We start from the raw sequence: 20658 nt of genomic DNA on the forward strand, positions 1-20658 counted from the left end.
ATAGATTCAAAAGTACTTTGTAATTCAAAGTTTTTAGGTAAAAAAATAGTGTTATTTATGATTTCATTAATTTTTCAAGGTATGATAAGTGTTCTTTAAAAGCTGCACGCCCCAAATCAGTCACCTGATAAGAGGTTTTTGGCTTTTTACCTACAAATTCTTTCTTTACTTCGATATAACCCGCTTTTTCAAGTGCAGAGGAATGACTCGCTAAATTACCATCGGTGATATTCAAAAGCGCTTTCATCTCGGTAAAATCTACCCAGTCGTTAACCATCAGAACGGACATTATACCCAGTCTGACACGGCTTTCAAAATCTTTATTTAGTTTATCAATAATTCCCATTGGGTTATTTGTATTTTTTGAACATCACTAATCCGTATACAATATGCAGGATTCCGAATCCGATAATCCAGAAAATCAAACCATATCCTATATTAAAAAGTGCAATACATCCTAAAATCAGTTCCGAAAAACCTAGATATTTAATATCTGAAAATGTATATTTTTCTGCGTTTATAACGGCTAATCCGTAAAATATTAATGTTGATGGTGCCACTAAACCAAAATAACCATGGTACATCATTGCCAAGCAAAACACTCCACCAGCTAAAAGCGGAACAGCTAGATTGAACAACATCTTTTTTGTTGCTGAAGTCCAGATTGGCAAATTGTATTTTCGGCTTTTTCGAATGGTGAAAAAGATTCCGAATGCAAATGCAAATACTAAAATTGTGATTCCGATCCAGAATAATTCTGAAACGAGATTTGTAGAATACAATCTATGTTCATCGTTTAGATAATCCATTCCGTTTGCTTTGAACAACTGGTAAACATAGATTCCGCCAATTAAAGCCGAAAGACCAGCGAAAACTCCTGAAAGTCCGCTTAATGATATAAATCTTGAAGAGCGCTCCATCATGGAACGAATATGTGCTAAATCTTCTTGGTGCTTTTGATTCATAATTAAAGTACTTTGCAATACAAAGTTATTATTTATTTTGAATTAGCAAGCGAAAAAATGTTTTTTTTTTTATTTTGACAAGACCTAACAGGTTTTAAAAACCTATTACGTCTATTGTTCGCAAAGCTGCGTGAGGGATAGAAGCTAGCTACCGAAGTAGCGCGGATAGCCCGACCGTAACGAGATAAAAAGGCGTATATGCGCAAAGTATGTTTGCCTTTTTATCTCGGTACGGTCACGCCCAAATTATAAAAACGAAAAAGCCCATTCTTAACGAACAGGCTTTTAGTATTTTGAATTTTAAATTAAAACCATCTTCTTCTTTTGAATAGAAGAACTCCGAAAGTAGATAGAATTATAGAAACTAAAAGCAGAATCCAGATTCCGTATTTGCTTTCTTCTAATCCGTTTGGCACATTCATTCCGTACAAACTGGCAATTAGGGTTGGAATCATTAAGATGATCGAAATGGAAGTCATCTGCTTCATGATTGTATTCATATTGTTTGAAATTACAGAAGCGTATGCATCCATCATTCCTGTTAAGATGTTGTTGTAAATATTGGCTGTATCTTGCGCCTGATTTAATTCGATTTCGACATCTTCTAATAATTCTGGGTCGTAATTGGCTTTGTGCGCTTTTAAATTTTTAATTCTTTGAAATAAAACGTCGTTTGCTTTTAATGAAGTGATAAAGAATACAAAACATTTTTCGATTTGAAGCAAGGCTTGCAATTCTTCATTTTTGATCGATTTCTCTAAGTTATCCTCGGCAAGTTTTATTTTGTGATTGATTTGTTTCAGATATTTCAAATACCAAACGCTTGATGACAAAAGCAATCTCAGCACAAGATTGAAATTATCTTCAATTTCGATGTTTTTACGTTGTGAATACGATACAAAATCGGCAATAATTTCTGTTTTATAAAAACTGATGGTCACACAGATATCATCTTTAAAAATGATTCCGAGAGGAACGGTATGAAAAGGAATTTTGATATCGCCACTTTTAACTGGAATACGCATAATGATAAGCGTCCAGCCGTCTTCGATTTCGATACGGGGTCTTTCGTCGATATCCTCGATATCATTGTAAAAAGCTTCAGGAATTTGAAGTTCTTCTAATAAATAGTTTTTATCTGATTCTGTTGGAGATTCGATATGAATCCAGCAATTTGAAGTCCATTTTTGGATTTCTACCAATCCGTTGTTGTTTGTGTAAAAGGCTTTCATTTCAAAATACAGGTTTTTAGCGCAGCATTTTGAAATTTTCAAAAGCTGCTTTAATTAAATACTAACGAATAATAATAATCGTCCATTTGGAGAAGTGTTTTTTAAGTGGTGCAAAAGTATCCTTTATTTTTAAGAACCAAAACTTTAAAGTATTAATTATATATTAAAGTGCTGTTTTGAGTGGTTTTTAAACACATAGAACCATAGAAATGCTAGTTTTAGAAAAGGCATTTATTTGTATCCATTCACATCGCTATAGTGTTAGAAAGTTTAGCACAAAAAAAAAGCCTGTTCAATTGAACAGGCTCTGTATTATTTTGAAACAAAATTATTTATTTTTTGCGCTTCTCATTTTTCTTGCTAATAGCGTATTTTTAAGTAACATAGCAATTGTCATTGGTCCTACTCCACCTGGAACTGGCGTAATAAACGACGCTTTTTTGCTTACGCCGTCAAAATCAACATCTCCTTTGATAACGTATCCTTTTGCGTTTGAAGCATCTTCTACGCGTGTAATTCCAACATCAATAACTGTTACTCCTTCTTTTACCATATCGGCTTTTAAAAATTCTGGAACACCTAAAGCTGTAATAATGATATCAGCGTTTTTAGTGAATTCGGCTAAGTCTTTTGTACGGCTGTGAGTTAACGTAACTGTAGAATCACCTGGATTTCCTTTGCGGCTCATTAAAATACTCATAGGACGTCCTACGATATGGCTTCTTCCAATTACGACTGTATGTTTTCCTGCAGTTTCTACTTTGTAACGCTCTAGCAATTCCATAATACCAAATGGTGTTGCTGGAATAAAACTTTCCATTTCAAGAGCCATTCTTCCAAAGTTAGTTGGATGAAATCCGTCTACGTCTTTGTCTGGATCGATTGCTAATAAGATTTTTTGCTCATCGATATGTTTTGGCAATGGCAACTGAACAATGTATCCATCAAGGTTATCATCTTCGTTTAGCTCTTTAATTTTTGCTAAAAGTTCATCTTCTGTAATTGTTTCTGGTAAAGCAACTAAAGTTGAATCAAACCCAATCTCTTGGCATGATTTTACTTTACTTCCTACGTAAGTTAAACTTGCCCCGTTATTTCCCACTAAAACTGCTGCTAAATGAGGCACTTTTCCTCCAGCTGCTTTTATAGATTGAACTTCGGCTGCAATTTCGTTTTTGATGTCGTTAGATGTTTTTTTACCGTCTAGTAGTTGCATTGTTTTATTTCAAGTTTAAAGTTTCATGTTTCACGTTACTTGCGAAACTTAATATTTATTGAATTAAAAAAGTTTCAAATTTCAGTCTCTTAATTTGAAACCTGAAACTTGAAACTTTTAATTTTATTATTTCGGCATTCCTCCTGGCATACCACCCGGCATCCCTTTCATACCTCCCATCATTTTCATCAGATTTTTTCCTCCTGGGCCTTGCATCATTTTCATCATCTTGCTCATTTGGTCAAACTGTTTCATCAGCTGATTTACTTGCTCGACTTTAGTTCCCGAACCTTTTGCGATTCTGGCTTTTCTTTTTACGTCGATAATAGCTGGCTTACTTCTTTCTCCTGGAGTCATCGAATAAATAATCGCTTCGATATGTTTGAAAGCGTCGTCTTCGATTTCAACATCTTTCATGGCTTTTGAAGCACCTGGTATCATTCCTACCAAGTCTTTCATATTACCCATTTTCTTTACTTGCTGAATCTGCGTTAAGAAGTCGTCAAAACCAAATTCGTTTTTAGCAATTTTCTTTTGAAGTTTTCTTGCCTCTTCTTCGTCAAATTGTTCCTGAGCTCTTTCAACAAGAGACACAACGTCTCCCATTCCTAAAATACGCTCTGCCATACGTTCTGGGTAGAAAACATCAATTGCTTCCATTTTTTCTCCAGTACCGACAAATTTGATTGGTTTGTTTACAATCGATTTGATTGAAAGCGCTGCTCCACCACGAGTATCACCGTCTAATTTCGTTAAGATAACTCCATCAAAGTTTAAGATATCGTTGAAAGCTTTTGCTGTGTTTACAGCATCTTGTCCTGTCATAGAGTCTACAACGAACAATGTTTCTTGTGGCTGAATTGCTTTGTGTACACGTGCAATTTCGTCCATCATTTCCTGATCTACTGCCAAACGTCCTGCTGTATCGACGATAACAACATTAAAGCCGTTTGCTTTAGCGTGTTTAATTGCGTTTTGAGCAATTTCTACAGGATTTTTATTTTCTGGTTCTGAGTAAACCTCAACACCTATTTGGTCTCCTACAACATGCAACTGATTAATCGCTGCTGGACGGTAGATATCACACGCTACAAGAAGTGGTTTTTTATTTTTCTTTGTTTTTAAGAAGTTGGCTAATTTTCCTGAGAAAGTCGTTTTACCAGAACCTTGAAGTCCTGACATCAAAATAACTGTTGGGTTCCCTGAAAGGTTCACGCCAGCAACGTCTCCACCCATTAATTCAGTCAGCTCGTCTTTTACTAACTTAACCAACAATTGTCCTGGCTGTAATGTTGTTAATACATCCTGACCAATTGCTTTGTCTTTTACTCTTGCAGTAAAATCTTTAGCAATCTTAAAGTTAACATCGGCATCAAGTAAGGCACGACGAACTTCTTTTAAGGTATCGGCAACGTTTACTTCTGTAATTTTACCGTGTCCTTTTAATATATGGAACGCTTTATCTAACTTATCACTTAAATTATCAAACATATCATTTTCTTTATATGAAGTGCAAAGATAATCTAATTAGATATTTCAGGCAATTTATTTTTAAGGTTCATAGCCACAAAGACACAAAGGCGCAAAGTTTTTCTTTAAAAGATTTAATTAAGATAAAAATCTCGAAGATATGCTAAGACATAAAGTTATTTTTGTTACCAATTGCATTAATTTCCCGATTATTTTTCTCTCGCAGATTTAGCAGATTGTTATGATTTCTATTTAAAAAATCTGCCAACATCTGGTAAATCTGCGAGAGAAAAAAACTTCGTGCCTTAGCGTCTTCGTGGCAAACAAAAAAAGCGCAAAGAATAAAACCTTTGCGCCTTTGTGCCTTTGCGGCTATGAACCTTTGTAACTTTAAAATTAAAATTGGAAGTAAATAAATGGCTGTGAACCGGCTACTGCAGTTGCGTAAACAATCCAATAAACAAATCCTAAGATTATTGCTTTTACTAATAATGGCGTTTTGTCGAAAACAGATTTCATTCCGTTTGTGAACGATTCTGGTAAGAAATGCCAAACATAACCAAATAGCATCAATCCGAAAACATTTTTATAACCCAATACAATTGTTTTCCAAAGTTCTGGTTCGAATGTCAATTGACCAATATTATTAATTACCTGCAAAGCTGTTTCGAAATCTCTAGCTCGGAAGAAAATCCAACAAAAAACCACAAAATGGAATGTAATTACGATTGAGAAAAATCTCCAAAAGAAATTTGGACTTTTGTCTTTCTTCGAAGGAAAAAATTCCATAAATATTTTATGAACTGCCAAAGCTAATCCGTGAAGTGCTCCCCAAACAATGAACTGTGCTCCTGCTCCGTGCCACAAACCTCCTAAAAGCATCGTGGTAAACAGATTGAAATTTGTTACTAATGTTTGTTTTATTTTGCTTGAAAGTAAAAATGACAAAGCGAAAATTAAAATACTGATTCCTGCAATAATAAGCGGAATTACACTCTCATTATAACACGACATTCCCCAAAGCAATAATCCGAAAAAGAATAAACTAGGAAATAAATATCCTGCGAAAGATCCCTGACGGTTTCCTCCAATCGAAATGTATAAAAAGTCTTTTAACCAAGTCGACAGCGAAATATGCCATCTTCTCCAAAAATCGGTAATCGAAGTCGATTTGTATGGAGTTCTAAAGTTGACTGGCAATTTAAACCCAAGCAATAATGCAATACCAATTGCCATGTCTGAATATCCAGAGAAATCACAGTAAATCTGAATGGCATATCCGTACGAAGCCATTAAGTTTTCGAACGAAGTATAACTCATTGGCGTATCAAAAACACGATCGACAAAGTTTACTGATATATAATTTGAGATTACTGTTTTTTTGATTAAACCTCCAATAATTAAAAACAAAGCATTGTTTACATCTTGCTTGGTAAGATTTAATTTTTGATAAATCTGAGGCAAAAAGTCTTTTGCACGTACAATTGGCCCAGCAACTAATTGCGGGAAAAACGAAACAAAGAATAAATATTCGATGTAATTTTTTGTCGGTTTAATTTCTTCTCTATAAATCTCAATAATATAACTCATGGATTGGAAAGTATAAAACGAAATTCCAACAGGAAGAAAAACATTGTGAAGTGCAAAATTACCATGAAACATATCATTGTAAGTCACAATCAAAAAGTTCATGTATTTAAAATAGCCTAAAAGCGCTAAGTTCAAAATAACGCTTATTACCAAGTAAAATTTCTTAACGCTGTCTCTGCTTTCTCTGTAAATGATTTGGCTCAAACCATAATCTACAACAGATGAGAGCAATAACAACAAAAAGTAAATTCCGCTCGATTTATAGTAAAAGAATAGTGAAAAGAGAATAACATACGTTAATCTCAAATAAAATGTTTTGCGTAAAAAACCATACACAAAATAGAAAACCAGAAATAAACCTAAGAATAAACCGGTATTGAATAAAAGTTTTTCGTCTTCATTATAAACGAACCAACTTTTAACTTGTTCTATTGTAATTGCACCAAAATTTTGAATGAACCAATTATTAATGCTATCTATTGCTGTCAACTTACTTCTTTGATTTAAAATTATCGTATGATCTTAAAAACGCCTGAGTAAACAAATCTCCTTGTTTCTCGTATCCTCTTTTTGAATAATGAACCCAATCGGGCCCTATTAATCCTTGTATTTTTAATTGTCTGATTCCGCTCATTCCGCCAAACTCATCGTATAAATCCCAGACGGCAATATTTTCTTTCTGAGCTATATTAAGAATTTGTTTTGCATAATCATCAATATACGTATTTGGTTTTCTTCTTAGCAAAGATGGCGGCGGTGTCATTACAATGATCGGCGCATCTATTTTTTGTGCTCTAATATTGCTGATAAATTCTTTTAGCTCACGAATATATTTTTCTGCATCTAAATGATCATAGCTTTCATTTGTTCCTAAAGAGAAAACCAGTAAATCGGGATGCAATGATTTTAATTGCTCAAAGAATAACGGATATTTATTGTAATCTGAATATTTAGCTCCGTTTACTCCAATTCCGCTGTAAATAATTCCAGGAGTGTCTTTTTCTAAAACAATTCCGTTTAACTCATAATCTTTTGCTTCTTTGTTCGGAATCAAGAAAATTCGACTCAAAGCATTTTCAGAATTGTAATAGTGCGAATACGAATCTGATTTTACTGCTAAAGGAACAAATTCTGACATTGAAATCGTCTTTTGTCTCGTTTCCTTTGTGGCAATTTTTAAGGTTCTTCCCGCTCGGATATTATTAGACTTTAAATGATTGTCTCTTTTAATTTCTGCAATCGAAACATTGTATTTGTCTGCAATTGTACCAAGCACTTCGCCTTTTTTAATTTTATGTGTAATAACTTTTGGCTCTGTTGTCTGAATAGAATTGATTTTAGACGAAATTGCCAAATCAAACATATCCTGATTTTGAGGCGTAATAATTTTTATTGTATTGAATTTGTAAGCCAAATCTTTTACGTTCATTTCCATCACAAATCCGCCAGAATCTCTCCAAAGTCCTATTCCGCTTAACCCAATCGGACAATTCTTGACTGGGTGAATGTTTCTATAACTTTCCCAAGTTCTGTTCGATTTAAAACGCTCATTGTAAGAACCATTTGTTTTAGCTAATTGATACGGAAATACTAAACCGCGTCCTGCATTACCAAATTTCTGCTGCAGTTTTTTTCTGATCTCATTAGTCATCAAATCACCTTGAATGTGAGAATCTCCAATATGCACAATATTGAGTTTTTGACTCTTCTGATCTTCGTTTTTTTCCAGTTTCTGAAAAAAATCACTTAACGCTTTTGCATTATAAATTTGACCATCAGAAGGAGCATCAATTATTGCTGTATCTGCTTTTTGAATCATACTTTTGGGTGTTGGATGTACATCTGTTTTTGGAGTTTTTTCATTTGTTGCAAAAAAAAGACAACAAAAGAAAAAAATAAGTTTGTTTATCATACACTATCTTTTGTTACTGAAACGGAATCGGGTCTGGCTTTTCTTACTGGTTTTGGCTTAGTTCCTTCAGCATCTCTTTTTTCTCTGAGCACTTTATATTCTTCGTATCCTTTATTCAATTGTCCGTATAGCAAATTACCTATTGCTTTTGCACCACGTTGGTTAAAGTGGGTATAATCTTTATTTGCTTTTGCAGGAGTCTCATCAACCCATTTAATCATAGAACCATCTCCTCCCATCAAAGTATATAAATTTACAAATCCTGCCTGCGCTTCCAACGCATAGTGCTTTTGTGCTTTCATTAACGGAACTACAGCAGAATCGGTCTTCATTTCTAAATCATATTTTGTCGATTTATCGGCAGTAGAAACAATTAAAATTGAAACCCCTGGAAACGATTCTTTAATTTTATTTACGGTTTTTGTCATTCCTTTTTCATACCAAGAATAATTTTTTGTTCCGTAATTTAAAACGTTCGTTCCGTAGTGCAGAATAATCAAATCGTATTTCAGACTATTATTAAAAGCTCTCATTACATCTGCATTGAACATTGAAATTGGAAGTCCAGAATTTCCTCTCTGCGAGAAATTATCCACATGAACTCCACTTCCATTATCAAAATTAAATCCGTAAATAGGAATAGAATCTGCCTGAACGAAGTTTGCCTTGAAAGCTTTTAAACTTCCAGATGAAACTTTTAGTGTATTCACTAAACTATTTGGCGAAAGACTTTTTTTGATGGTATCTTTCCCAATAATAAAATTAACTTTCCCGGTTTTAGACGAACGCCCATAAAATAAGGTTGCATTATCTAAAGAAGTAGAATATTTGTTCAATCCGGCCTCGTACTGAACCCAGGTTGAATTGGATTTATCATTTGCAAAAAACACGTGTCCGTTAACTCCAAAAGGACTTATTGGTCTTTTTACATTTAAATAAGACTGTGTTTTCCAGTTTTTAGAACAAGTTGATTTTACAGAACCTCTAGAAGCAGCAGATTCTGAAGTAATAGAAACAAATCCAACTCCATTTCCTCCAAAACGTTCCTGATAATTAGTACGAACGTCCTGTACAATTAAATCTCCATCGGTCATGGAATCTCCATAATAAGCGATTCTCACCTTATTCTGAGGATTTTTTTCTAACTGATACAATTTCTCATAAAAGGAAATCAGGTATTGATATCCTTTGTAGTTTTCAAATGTTTCGGCTGGAAACTCGATTCCTTCCGTTTCATCAAAAACAATTTTCTGCCCGTTTAGTGCTTGCTCACTTTTTGCAATACTATCTTTGTCTAGCGATAATGAATCGTCGGCAACAGACTCTAAAAGCATACTATCTATCAATATGTTTTTAGAATCTAACTTAGTCTCAGAAAATATTTTGTCTGGAAGGATTTGTTTAAACCCAATAAAAGCAACCAATGCTAAGGCAACGATTGAAAAAGACTGAAAAAAATAAGATTTTGTATTCACCTAATAAATATAAAAAGTATAACTGACTGCATTCAAAAATTAAACCAATTAAATAATTGTTAACCTATTGCAGAAAAATTTGTGCAAAGATAGAATAACATTTTGTTTCTGTTTCATTTTAACAAGAAAGTAGAACAAAAAAAAGAGGTTAGAAAATCTAACCTCTTGAATCAAAAAAAAAATAAAAAAAACAAAGCTAATGATTAACTAGATTTTGATGCCGAAGCATTTAAGTTAAAATGAAATATTCTTTATAATCTTTAGATTTTTTCATTTATGAATTTATTTCAAGATAGCATACTGGAATGATGGGTGTCCTCTTTCTAAATCTGCTTTTGCTCCACCTGTAAATTTCATTTTATATACATTTCCAGCTGGATCTTTTACAACAAAGAATCGATCGGTTTTTAAAACAAACTGAGTTATAATATCTCCGTTTGGTCCTGTAGCAGAAGTCCCTCTCCAATTTGAACCAATATTTCTTTGATCCGCAGTAAACTTAGCCGTTTCAACATTAGCCAATGTAAAGTTCTCATATGTCGTTGTCGCCGTTACTAACACTTGGTAAGTTTGTGCTCCTCCTTTTACATTATTAACTACATAATCTGGGTAGAAATATGGCACTGTAGACCCTGCATAAGGAATCACATTAGTAAAGGTTGTAAAATTAAGATCCCATTGTGCCTTTTGTGGTTCAACGCTAACCGTTTTATTATCTAGTAAACTAAAGAAAGTAAAGTTATAAGCAGAATTTTTAGTAACAACAACTTCTTGGTGTGTTGTTGCATCAATATTAGCATATTGAATTTTATAGTCATTGCCACTTTTTAAAACTCTAATTTTTTTCCATCCTCTTGTTGCTCCTGCCACTGCACCTTCTTTTCCTAAAACTGGAGCGACATCTGCTGGCTTATTTCCTAAATAAACTAAATAAACTTTATTTTCAGAATCAGTTGCAGATACTTCAGCAATTGCTGTTTTTGTAATATCACCAGCTGAGTCATCAACTTGAGAAGAAAACCCGGTTCCTTGAGAAATAATCATCGTTTCATCAGCTACCTGAACCTCATCAATATTGCTTGTTTCAAGTTTTTTTGCAGCCATTTTAACTGAGCTGTTTAACACTACTCTAAATTCTGAACCAGAATAAAATCCTAGATCCCAAGAATTACGTAAAGCAGAAGTCATTTTTCCACTACTTAAATCAATATAAACTTGATTTGGCTCCATTGGCCCACCAACTTCTGGAGACAAAGACGTTCCTAAAGAAGCAGTTTCATTAAAGTTTACTTGAATTGATTTGTTTTCAGAAATTACAGCATTAATAGTTGCACTGCTAATAGTAAAAACAACATTTTTCACTTCGCCTTCTATAGCCTCTTTTAATTTCTTAAAAGTAAATGTTACTGAAGAAACATTTTTTTCGAAAGGAACTATTACTTTACTTGCTGCTATTGCTGGTGTTGTATTGTAGTCTGTACCATTTGCAACTGCAGTTTCAGTGTAAGACAGAGTTAGTGATCCTGCAGAAGATGTTGGAGAAGCAAATTTAATTTCGATTGGAGTTGTTTCAGCAGATAAATTTACTGAAGTTGCAGCGAAAGCAACTACATTAGCCTGCGCCACTTCATCATCACTACTACAAGCTCCAATAGCAAGCAGTACAAAAGATAATATTAAAATAAAGTTTTTTTTCATAGTATTGATTTATTAATTAAAATTTAGATTATATGTTAGTTTAAGAAAATAAGAGCGTCCATAAGCAAGCATTAATTCTGAACTTCCAGAACCATGAGCTCCTCCGCTTGCACCACCGTTACCCTGAGTAATTTGAACAGAAGTAATATTGAATAAATTACGAGCACCAACTGTAACTTCGAATTTATTATTGAAGAATGTTTTACGAGCCGAAGCATCCATCCAGCTATAAGGCTTAATTTCATTCAAATAAAATTTTGCTTTACCGTTTTCGTCCGTCCCTGCTGCAAATTGCTGCTGCTGCCCGTTATATTTATAATAAAGTGCTAGCAAAGTGTTCCATTTTGGAATATTATAAGAAACGCTAGAGTTCAACTGTAAGGAATACAAAAATTTATCATCAGAACTAATATTCAACTGAGCCAAATCTAGCTTTTGTGAAATACCAACAAGTGCAGCTCCAACTTTTACATTCCAGTTTTTATAAGCATATTGTTCTGTGGTTGAAATATTCCACATTTTGTACTTATTGATATTTATATATTGATACTTACCAGGAAGCTCAACTAAAACCATATCAATTCTGTCATTAACATCTAAAAAAGTTACGGCAAGATTATTTGCTATTTGAGCTCCCGAATCAAAACTGCAGGTTCTTTTAAAACTAACTTCATATGAAGTACTATTTTCTGGAACCAAATTAGGATTGCCTTGTACATTATGATTAGAATCTACAAAATAGGTATATAATTCATCAAAATTTGGCGTACGATATGACTTTCCAAGAGAGGCTCTAGCTTCTAATCCTTTTTTGAAAAGATATCTGAGTCCTAACGAACTCGCATATTGGTTTTCAAAAGCAGACTGAAAAGAATATCGAAGCCCTGGGCGGATAGAGAATTTATCTGTCAAACTAATCTCCGCAACTGTAAAAATATCGTAATTCTCCAATCTTTTTCTGACATCTTTAGACTGAAGCTGATTATCTAAAAATGTTCCTGCAGCACTACTATAAAACCCATTTTCGTTCGTAATCTCATAACCAAGCTGGAAATCGACTTTTTTATTATTAAAAAAGTTACTTAATGCTCCTGTTGAATAAAAAACTTCCTTAGATTGATATGTAAATCTGTTATTATTAGATTCTTTCTGAGTCTCCATTTGATAATCAAACAATTCTGCATCTCGTTCTTGTTTTTGATGCGAAATAGAAACATTGTAGTTCAATTTAGAAAAAACCTTCCCGTTTGCATTTAAATGATGGTAAAACCTATTTGTAATGTATCTTTTGTCTCTTGTAAAATAAGTCTCAGGGAAAGGATAATTATCTTGAGGAACCAATATTGGACTATAATAATCTACATTTTCCCCATAGTAATCAAATTTGTAGAAAATTTTAAAACTGTTTTTCTGGTATCCAAGCATTGCATTTCCAACCCATTGTTCTTTTGGTAACCAACTGTACCCTCTCAAACCATCTGTCGCATAATGATCTTTTCCTTTCATATTATCATAGAAGCCTTCAAAATTATTATGATTTCCCCCTACATTCACAAACCAATTATTGTTAAAATTATGACCTATTTTTGCTGATTGAATATGACGTCCTTTATCAGAAAATGAATATTCATTTCCTACTGTTTCTTCCTGAACAGTTGCGCTAATATCCCATTTATGATTTCCTCCTTTTTTAGTAATAATATTCAATATACCAGTAACAGCATTTGCACCATGAGTTACTCCCATTGAGCCTTCTATAATCTCGATACGCTCGACGTCATCAAGATTCACCTGTGTTAGATCTACATTTGTCCCCATTCCAGTATCACTTACCAATGGTATATTATCAACTAAAATTTTAAAATACTGTGAATCCAATCCAAACATAGAAACAGTCGAACGTCCATCACTTCCACTATTTCGAATTGTAATGTTTAAGTATTGGTTCAAAACATCCGCAAGATTATTTGCTGCTAATTGTTTAATATCTTCTTTTGAAATTACACGCACATTAAAAACAGACTTCTTTATAGATTGTGGCTCAAGCTGTCCTGTAACAACTACTTCAGACAATTTTTCTGCCGACTTAATCGAATCTTTTTGCTGCGCAAAAGAATAAGTACAAAAAAGAAGGCCAGCAAAAAGAGTAATTTTAATTTTCATTATTTTTATTCAGTCTTAATAATCGATGCAAATATATAACTATTTTTAATTGTTCTAAATTAAATTTATATATTTGCGAAAAATTTAAAAACAAAACAATAAGTTATGATTTCAAAAAGCCTTTTTCTGTCAGCCGCTTTGGCTTTAACATGTGGTCTTGGTTTTAGTCAGGACAAAAAACAACAAGACATTAAGTCAATTAAATCAATGTGTGGTTGTTACGAAGTGAAGTTTAATTTCACAGAAACATTTTCATATCCAAAAGACACTCTTACTTATAAGCCTTCAGAGACTAAACATGAATCTGCATTAGAATGGGTAGAGTTATTAGAAGACACTCCAAACAAAATTGTAATGCAACATTTACTTATTGTAAGTGATGATATGATTATCAAACACTGGAGACAAGATTGGCTATACGAAAACACAGACTTATACTCGTTTGATAAAGGCAATACTTGGAAATACAAAAAGCTAGACAAAAAAGCAGTCAAAGGTCAATGGACTCAAAAAGTATATCAAGTAGATGATAGTCCAAGATATGAAGGGTCTTCAACTTGGGTACATGTTGACGGGCAAGATTACTGGGCAAACGTTGCTGATGCACCGCTTCCGAGAAGAGAGCAAACAAAACGTAACGACTACAATGTTTTAAAAAGAAGAAATATTCACGAAATTACTGCTACAGGATGGAACCATGAGCAAGACAATGACAAATTGGTTCGTGACGATGCTGGAAAAGATGTTTTGTTAGCGCAAGAGAAAGGATTTGATGTTTACACTAAAGTTCCAGATGTAAAATGTCTAGCAGCTCAAAAATGGTGGAAAGAAAATAACGCGCTTTGGAAAAATATTCGTGACAAATGGCAGACTCTTTTTGACAGACACCAAGATTTAAACCTAGAAGCTAAAGTTGACAGAAAAGCGCTTTACTCTCTATTATTTGATTTAAAACCAGATACTGCAAAAGCAGAAACAGATAAAATCATTGACAAATTTGTTAAGTAATTAGAATTAGTTGTTAATAAAAAATCCGGAAGTTTTATAAACTTCCGGATTTTTTTTATTTGTTCTATTTAATTACTGAGCACACTCAGAATAGGTAACAGCATGTCTTGATAAATCTGTCCATTTTGGATCTGCTGAAGATGCAGTGATTAATTTGTCACATCCGCTCCACAATGTTGCAAATTCTTTTTTGTATTCTTTTTTCTTTAATAAAAATGCAGGTGCATCTTTTTTAGCAACATAGTAAGATTTAGCATCTCCACCTACAAATTTAATACCTCCAACTCCTAAAGAAGTAGTTTCTTTTGCATGTGGATCACAGTATATTTTAAATTCTTTACTAAATGCAGGGTTTAAAAGTTGCATTAATAATTTTGATTTTTTCTTTTTGATTTGCACATCAGCAGTTTCAAAATATGCGTAACCTTCCTTTAAGTACTCTTGGTTCAGTTTATCATCGTTCCATTTTTGAAAATCTGTACCAAAATCAATTTTTTTAGTCAAATTATCAAGTCCACTAGGTGGTAAGTACATATACTTAATATCCTCTGGTTTTAGTTTGTGTTTTTTTCCAGCTGCGTCTTGTAATTTAATAAATTCAATTAACCCTTTGTCTCTATCAATATCACGAATAGTTCCGCTAATTTCTGTTCCGTCTGCTAGCGTAATGTAAGCTGTTTTACTGTGCGAAAATCCATAAGATGGGTTAATTAAATCTTGAGCTTTTGTTGCTGTAAATGCAAAAAGAAGCATCATTAAAAGTAAAGGTTTTTTAATCATTGTTTTTGGGTTTAAATTTTGCCTACTCTCACGATTTTCGGCTTCCTCGTATTGATTTTATAGTATCATAAGCCGGTTTTTCTTCTTTGTTTTATGGCCCTTTTAGCTGTAAAATAACCAATTATTTCCTTCTGTAAACATACTTATAAAAACAACATATACAAATTCCGTTAATACTTTTTTACACGAAAATTCATTAAAAAAAATCCGGAAGTTTTTAAAGCTTCTGGATTTTTTTGTTTTTAAATTTTTATCATAATGGATTTTGCACAATTAATGGATTGGCATCAATTTCTGCTTTAGGAATTAGCCACTGCCATCTTTTATCTGCAGAGTCTACACTTAAAACTCCATTTACAATACTTGAATCATGATTTGCACCTGTTCTATCTAATGACGAATTTGTTCTCTTCAAATCATAGAATCGAAATCCTTCACCCCATAATTCAATTCTTCTTTGTAAAAGTATTTCCTCAACTAAGGCTTGACCTGTATTACTAGTCAAAACATAAGCAGGATCTCTCGTTATCTCAAAATCAAAAAGGACTTTTGCTGCATTGGCATCTCCAAGTCTGGCTTTAGCTTCAGCCTCTATTAGATACATTTCGGCAACTCGCATATATGGAATATCGCATCTACTATCTCCTGTATTTATTGATAAAAATTTCTGGCTAGTATAAGGAAATTTAGCATAATTCGATGCCAATGAAAGAGCTGTATGGCTTCCTGTTTTATCAAAAATTTTAGAACGAACATCTGTTTGGGGAATTATATTATACAATTTACTATTAATTGCTTTTGGGCAAGAACGTATAACAGTTGAATTATAATTTCTTGACATATATGCTCCAAAGTTTCCAAAATAATCAGTTTGAACTTCATTTATATGACTTCCCCACATCCATTCCTTATTAGAGTAATCATTAAATCCCGCAACATAATCTGATGCAGACATTAGTGTTTTTCCCGTTCTCGCTTTGTTCGCATAATTTGCTGCTACTGCCCAATTCCCTTGAGTTAAAGCAATTCTTGCTTTCAGACCTTGCGCTACTTTTAAATCAAGATGTGAATTGTTAGGTTTTGTGTAATCAGCTAGCAAAACATTTGCTTCATCCACATCCTTATTAATTTGCACATATACCTCTTCAACTGTTGAACGAGGAAATTTATCATTGCCAACAGTCAAAATAATAGGAACACCAAGCTGAGAATTATTATTTCCGTTTATATATCTTTCTCCAAAAAGCTGAACCAACTGATAATGACAAAAAGCTCTATAAAGTAAAGCTTGTCCTTTTACAATTTTCTTATCTGCATCAGAACCGATGGACGCATCTACTGCATTTATAATAGTATTTGCATTTCTAATTATTCTATAATAAGTTCTAAACTGGAATCTTAAATCCTGAGAATTCTCATTAGAAAATGCTGCCCAGTTATAAACTTGCAAATACCAGCCATTAGTAACAGGGAAAACAATGTCATCACCAGCAATATCTATCTGCTGCATCAAACTGCCTAACCCATTTTCATTTTGATTTCCTTCATATCTTATATATAAAGATCTGTGAATACCATTCAAAAGAGTCATTAGGTTTTCAGTTGTTTTTGTTGCTCCTTCATAATTCACAAACTCTGTTGGCTTTTTATCTAGAAAATCATCCGAACAAGATCCAAAAATAATTATGCATACAAATGCAAATATCAATTTTATATAATTTGATTTCATAATGTTAAAAATTTAAATTCAGACCTAATGTTATTACTCTAGATGGTATATATCTATTCTGCGTTGTACCGTTAAAAGTTTGTGTAGGATCCATTCCCTGACGTTTTGTAAACAACAATAAGTTTTCTCCATTAATGTAAACAGAAGCATTATCTATCTCTAACTTTGAAATAAACTCTTTTGGCATTTTATAAGATAAATTAATCTGTCTTAATGATAAATAATCAGAACCTTTTAACCATCTGTCTGAAGCGGCAGATGATTGAGTATTTCTATTTACATCTAATCGTGGTACATCTGTAACATCTCCAGGTTTTTGCCACCTGTTCAATATATCAGTACTAAATGCTGATCCGTAATTATTCCCAGTGTGCATTAAAACAGCATAATTAGTATCATACATTTGTCCTCCTATTTGGTAAGTACAAACAATATCTAATTGAAGACCTTTGTATTTAAATGTATTTCCAAAGCTTCCAAATAAATCTGGAATTGCTGAACCAGCATAATGGTATAAAGCTTTATTCTGGTCTGTAGTTACATTCACTCCATTCACAACTCTTATCGTACTATCTCCAGAGTTCACAAATTGAGGATTAGCTACATATAAAGCATAACCATCTGCTGGATCCACGCCATACCAATCTCTTAGCCAATAATCGTAAATTGAATGCCCTACCGAAAGTTTCTTAGTTCCATCAATAATTTCCCCTTGTGGCAGCTTTGTAATTTTATTATTGATAGTTGATGCATTAACATTTAGGTTCCAAGAAAAATCATTTGTTTTGATAATTGCACCATCTAATGAAATCTCAATTCCTTTATTTACCATTGAACCTATATTTTCCATTCTATTATCTAGGCCAGATGATAATGGATTTGGAACTGCAAAAATTAACCCATCAGTATTTCTATTATAATACTCAATACTACCTTTTAATCTATTTTTAAATAATCCAAACTCTACTGCAATATCTTTCTGGGTATTGACTTCCCATTTTAGATTAGGAGCTCCTGCAGCGTAAATTAACACACCGCCTTCTGTTCCATTATCATATCCTAAACTATAAGTATTCTGACTAACGTAATAATTCAAGCCATTAATTTGCGAACCTGCATCATTTGTATCACTAATAGTATGTGAGTCATTTCCAACTTCTCCAATAGATGCTCTTAATTTTAAGTCATTAATCCATGTTTTTTCTTTTAAAAAATTCTCTTTAGAGATTACCCACGCTCCCCCAAAAGACCAAAAATTTCCCCATCGATTATTTTTAGCAAATTTTGAGGATCCATCTCTTCGTAACGATGCAGAAAAAATATATTTATCATCATAGTCATACCCAACTCTAGAAAAATACGATTCGGTAGCGTAATTTCTCGTATAAGAATTCAAGCCTGTTGTAGTCGCATAATTAACAAACTCTATAATCTCTTGAGCTACCTGACCAGTTTTAGTGCCCGTAGTCCAATTTCTTTCATAATCGAAACTTTCATGACCCAAAAGTGCAGTAAAATTATGACTGCCAACTTTTTTAGAATAATTAAGCAACTGATTATATGTAACTCCTGTTAAAATTTTATCATCCTTTCCAATTAATCCTGTTGGCGCCCCATCTCCAATTAAAGTATTATAAGAATAGGTTCTATTAGAATATGTTTTATCAATTGAGGCATTTGTGGTGAATTTAAAATCTTTGAAAAAAGTTATTTCGAAAAATGTTCTTGCCGAAAGTGCCAATCCTTTTACTACATCAGTATCATGTAAAGTTTCATAAACAACATTTCGTCCATTAGAAGCACCCGCCCCCCTAGTTGTTGAATAAACTCTATCGCCATTATCATCAAACACATAATCTCCATTGGCGGTATGATCAAAAACTGGGTAAATAGGCCCCATCGTTCTTATAGTTCTAAATGGGTTTTTGAAAGAACTTGTATTTTCTACACCATCAGTCCCTAATTTAGAGTTAGTTAAAGCTCCTGAAATGTTTACTCCTGTTTTGAACCAATCTTTTAGACTTGTAACAAGATTTAATCTTCCTGTAGTTCTTTCGAAACCTGACTTTTGTATATATCCTTCTTCATTCAAATAACCGAGAGAAGCGAAATAATTTGATTTCTCCGATTTCCCTTGATAAGAAAAATCTACATTTTGACGAACTCCAGCTCTTTCCAATTGTTTTTCCCAATTCAAATCTTGTGGATAAAGCAATTGAGCATTTGGATTTAATTTTCCATCTGTTCCAACAATACTATTTGCAGGAACATTGAATGGATTTGTAACTAGAACAACTGGCACTCTTGTGGAAGCATAAGCATTAGCTGCATCAATTTGAGATTGGTTTGCCATAGGACGACTATTTCTAATCGCCTCCCATTCTAGAGGATAATAATCAAAAGCATTCACTCTTTCATAATCCTTAATTGAACGAGAAGTCATTCCAGTACTCATATTTAATGAAAACTTATCTTTTGATGACTTTCCTGTTTTTGTAGTGATTATAATAACTCCATTAGCAGCTTTTGAACCATAAAGAGAAGTTGAAGAAGCATCTTTTAGGACAGTTAGACTTTCAATATCACTTGAATTTAAACTGCTTATATCTCCTGCGTAAGGAACTCCATCAACAATATAAAGTGGAGTATTTGATCCATTTATAGAGCTGAATCCACGTATTCTTACTTCTGGTGCAGCTCCAGGTTGACCAGCCGAACTTTGAATTTGTACCCCTGAAGAACTACCTTCTAAAACAGATAAAGCATTCGTTAAGGGTCTATTCTCAAGCTGTTCTGATTTAATTTGAGTTGCTGATCCTGTGTAAGAACTTTTTTTTGCTTTTCCATAAGCCACCTGAACCACAACCTCCTCCAATTGCTCTCCACCATCTTGCATTTTGACATTTACAGTAGACGAATTACCAACTGTAATAGATTGGTCTTTCATACCCATGTAAGAAAACATGATAACGTCTCCTGTCTTGGCTTTAATTTTATACTTCCCATCAAAATCGGTTTGAACTCCATTGCTAGTTCCTTTTACCACAACATTTGCACCTGGAATTGGTCCACTTCCATCTGATACAATTCCTGAAATTGTTTTTTCCTGCGCAAAAAACAATTGAGCAGTCAACAAAAACACAAGAATTGCAAATCCTTTTAATCTTCTTTTCATTATAGTTTGTTTGAATTAAGGGGCGCAACTTATAAAATTAAATTAATTTTAACAAGATTTTACACTCATTTAACATAATTAATTATAAAAATAAACTTACAATTATTTAGAGAAAATAAAAAAACCACCTATCTCTAGATGGTTTCAATCCTGTATCATTTATACTAAAAGCTTACTAATTCAAAATAGTTAAAAAACGAATATTAGGAGATATCTTAATAACTATGTAATTAAACACTATGAAA

14 protein-coding genes are annotated in these 20658 nt (G+C 33.2%); 1 reads left to right on the top strand and 13 read right to left on the bottom strand.

Features of this window, described 5'->3' with window-relative positions; all coding sequences use genetic code 11:
- Positions 1-55: 55 nt before the first annotated feature.
- The 10 genes from M0M44_RS01200 to M0M44_RS01245 all read right to left on the bottom strand — a co-directional run bounded on the left by M0M44_RS01200 (position 56) and on the right by M0M44_RS01245 (position 13721).
- The gene (locus M0M44_RS01200; protein ID WP_198858408.1) at positions 56-346 is read right to left on the bottom strand and encodes a winged helix-turn-helix domain-containing protein; all 291 of its coding nucleotides are present in this window, start codon (positions 344-346) and stop codon (positions 56-58) included.
- Between the two features lie 4 nt (positions 347-350).
- Positions 351-965, bottom strand: coding sequence for a hypothetical protein (locus M0M44_RS01205; RefSeq protein ID WP_095929405.1), 615 nt, complete (start codon positions 963-965; stop codon positions 351-353).
- 305 nt (positions 966-1270) lie between these two features.
- Entirely contained in the window at positions 1271-2197 is a 927-nt protein-coding gene (locus tag M0M44_RS01210) for a magnesium transporter CorA family protein (protein ID WP_121360189.1), read from the bottom strand.
- A gap of 328 nt (positions 2198-2525) precedes the next feature.
- Positions 2526-3413, bottom strand: a complete 888-nt coding sequence (locus M0M44_RS01215) for a bifunctional 5,10-methylenetetrahydrofolate dehydrogenase/5,10-methenyltetrahydrofolate cyclohydrolase (RefSeq protein WP_248728162.1) — start codon at positions 3411-3413, stop codon at positions 2526-2528.
- Positions 3414-3539: 126 nt separating this feature from the next.
- A complete protein-coding gene (gene ffh, locus M0M44_RS01220; RefSeq protein ID WP_095929402.1) occupies positions 3540-4904 on the bottom strand; it encodes a signal recognition particle protein in 1365 nt (454 codons plus the stop codon).
- Between the two features lie 375 nt (positions 4905-5279).
- On the bottom strand, positions 5280-6962 hold the full coding sequence (locus tag M0M44_RS01225) for an MBOAT family O-acyltransferase (RefSeq protein WP_248728163.1): 1683 nt from the start codon (positions 6960-6962) through the stop codon (positions 5280-5282).
- A 1-nt stretch (position 6963) separates the two neighbouring features.
- Complete coding sequence (locus tag M0M44_RS01230) at positions 6964-8292, bottom strand: GDSL-type esterase/lipase family protein (RefSeq protein ID WP_248728164.1); 1329 nt, start codon at positions 8290-8292, stop codon at positions 6964-6966.
- Between the two features lie 89 nt (positions 8293-8381).
- The gene (locus M0M44_RS01235; protein WP_248728165.1) at positions 8382-9860 is read right to left on the bottom strand and encodes an SGNH/GDSL hydrolase family protein; all 1479 of its coding nucleotides are present in this window, start codon (positions 9858-9860) and stop codon (positions 8382-8384) included.
- A gap of 282 nt (positions 9861-10142) precedes the next feature.
- Positions 10143-11558, bottom strand: coding sequence for an HmuY family protein (locus tag M0M44_RS01240; protein ID WP_248728166.1), 1416 nt, complete (start codon positions 11556-11558; stop codon positions 10143-10145).
- 12 nt (positions 11559-11570) lie between these two features.
- Positions 11571-13721: a TonB-dependent receptor plug domain-containing protein gene (locus M0M44_RS01245; RefSeq protein ID WP_248728167.1), complete on the bottom strand. Its 2151-nt coding sequence runs from the start codon at positions 13719-13721 to the stop codon at positions 11571-11573.
- 105 nt (positions 13722-13826) lie between these two features.
- Between M0M44_RS01245 and M0M44_RS01250 the strand changes: the two genes are divergently transcribed.
- Positions 13827-14729 carry a DUF6607 family protein gene (locus tag M0M44_RS01250; RefSeq protein WP_248728168.1) on the top strand — a complete coding sequence of 301 codons (903 nt, stop codon included), beginning with the start codon at positions 13827-13829 and terminating at the stop codon, positions 14727-14729.
- A 72-nt stretch (positions 14730-14801) separates the two neighbouring features.
- Here M0M44_RS01250 and M0M44_RS01255 read toward each other — a convergent pair whose 3' ends face one another.
- From M0M44_RS01255 to M0M44_RS01265, 3 genes are all read right to left on the bottom strand, one after another.
- A complete protein-coding gene (locus M0M44_RS01255; RefSeq protein ID WP_248728169.1) occupies positions 14802-15509 on the bottom strand; it encodes a YgdI/YgdR family lipoprotein in 708 nt (235 codons plus the stop codon).
- A gap of 253 nt (positions 15510-15762) precedes the next feature.
- On the bottom strand, positions 15763-17238 hold the full coding sequence (locus M0M44_RS01260; RefSeq protein ID WP_248728170.1) for a RagB/SusD family nutrient uptake outer membrane protein: 1476 nt from the start codon (positions 17236-17238) through the stop codon (positions 15763-15765).
- Positions 17239-17242: 4 nt separating this feature from the next.
- Positions 17243-20413, bottom strand: coding sequence for a SusC/RagA family TonB-linked outer membrane protein (locus M0M44_RS01265; RefSeq protein ID WP_248728171.1), 3171 nt, complete (start codon positions 20411-20413; stop codon positions 17243-17245).
- Between the last annotated feature and the right edge of the window lie 245 nt (positions 20414-20658).

Source organism: Flavobacterium humidisoli (assembly GCF_023272795.1).
GTDB lineage: Bacteria > Bacteroidota > Bacteroidia > Flavobacteriales > Flavobacteriaceae > Flavobacterium > Flavobacterium humidisoli.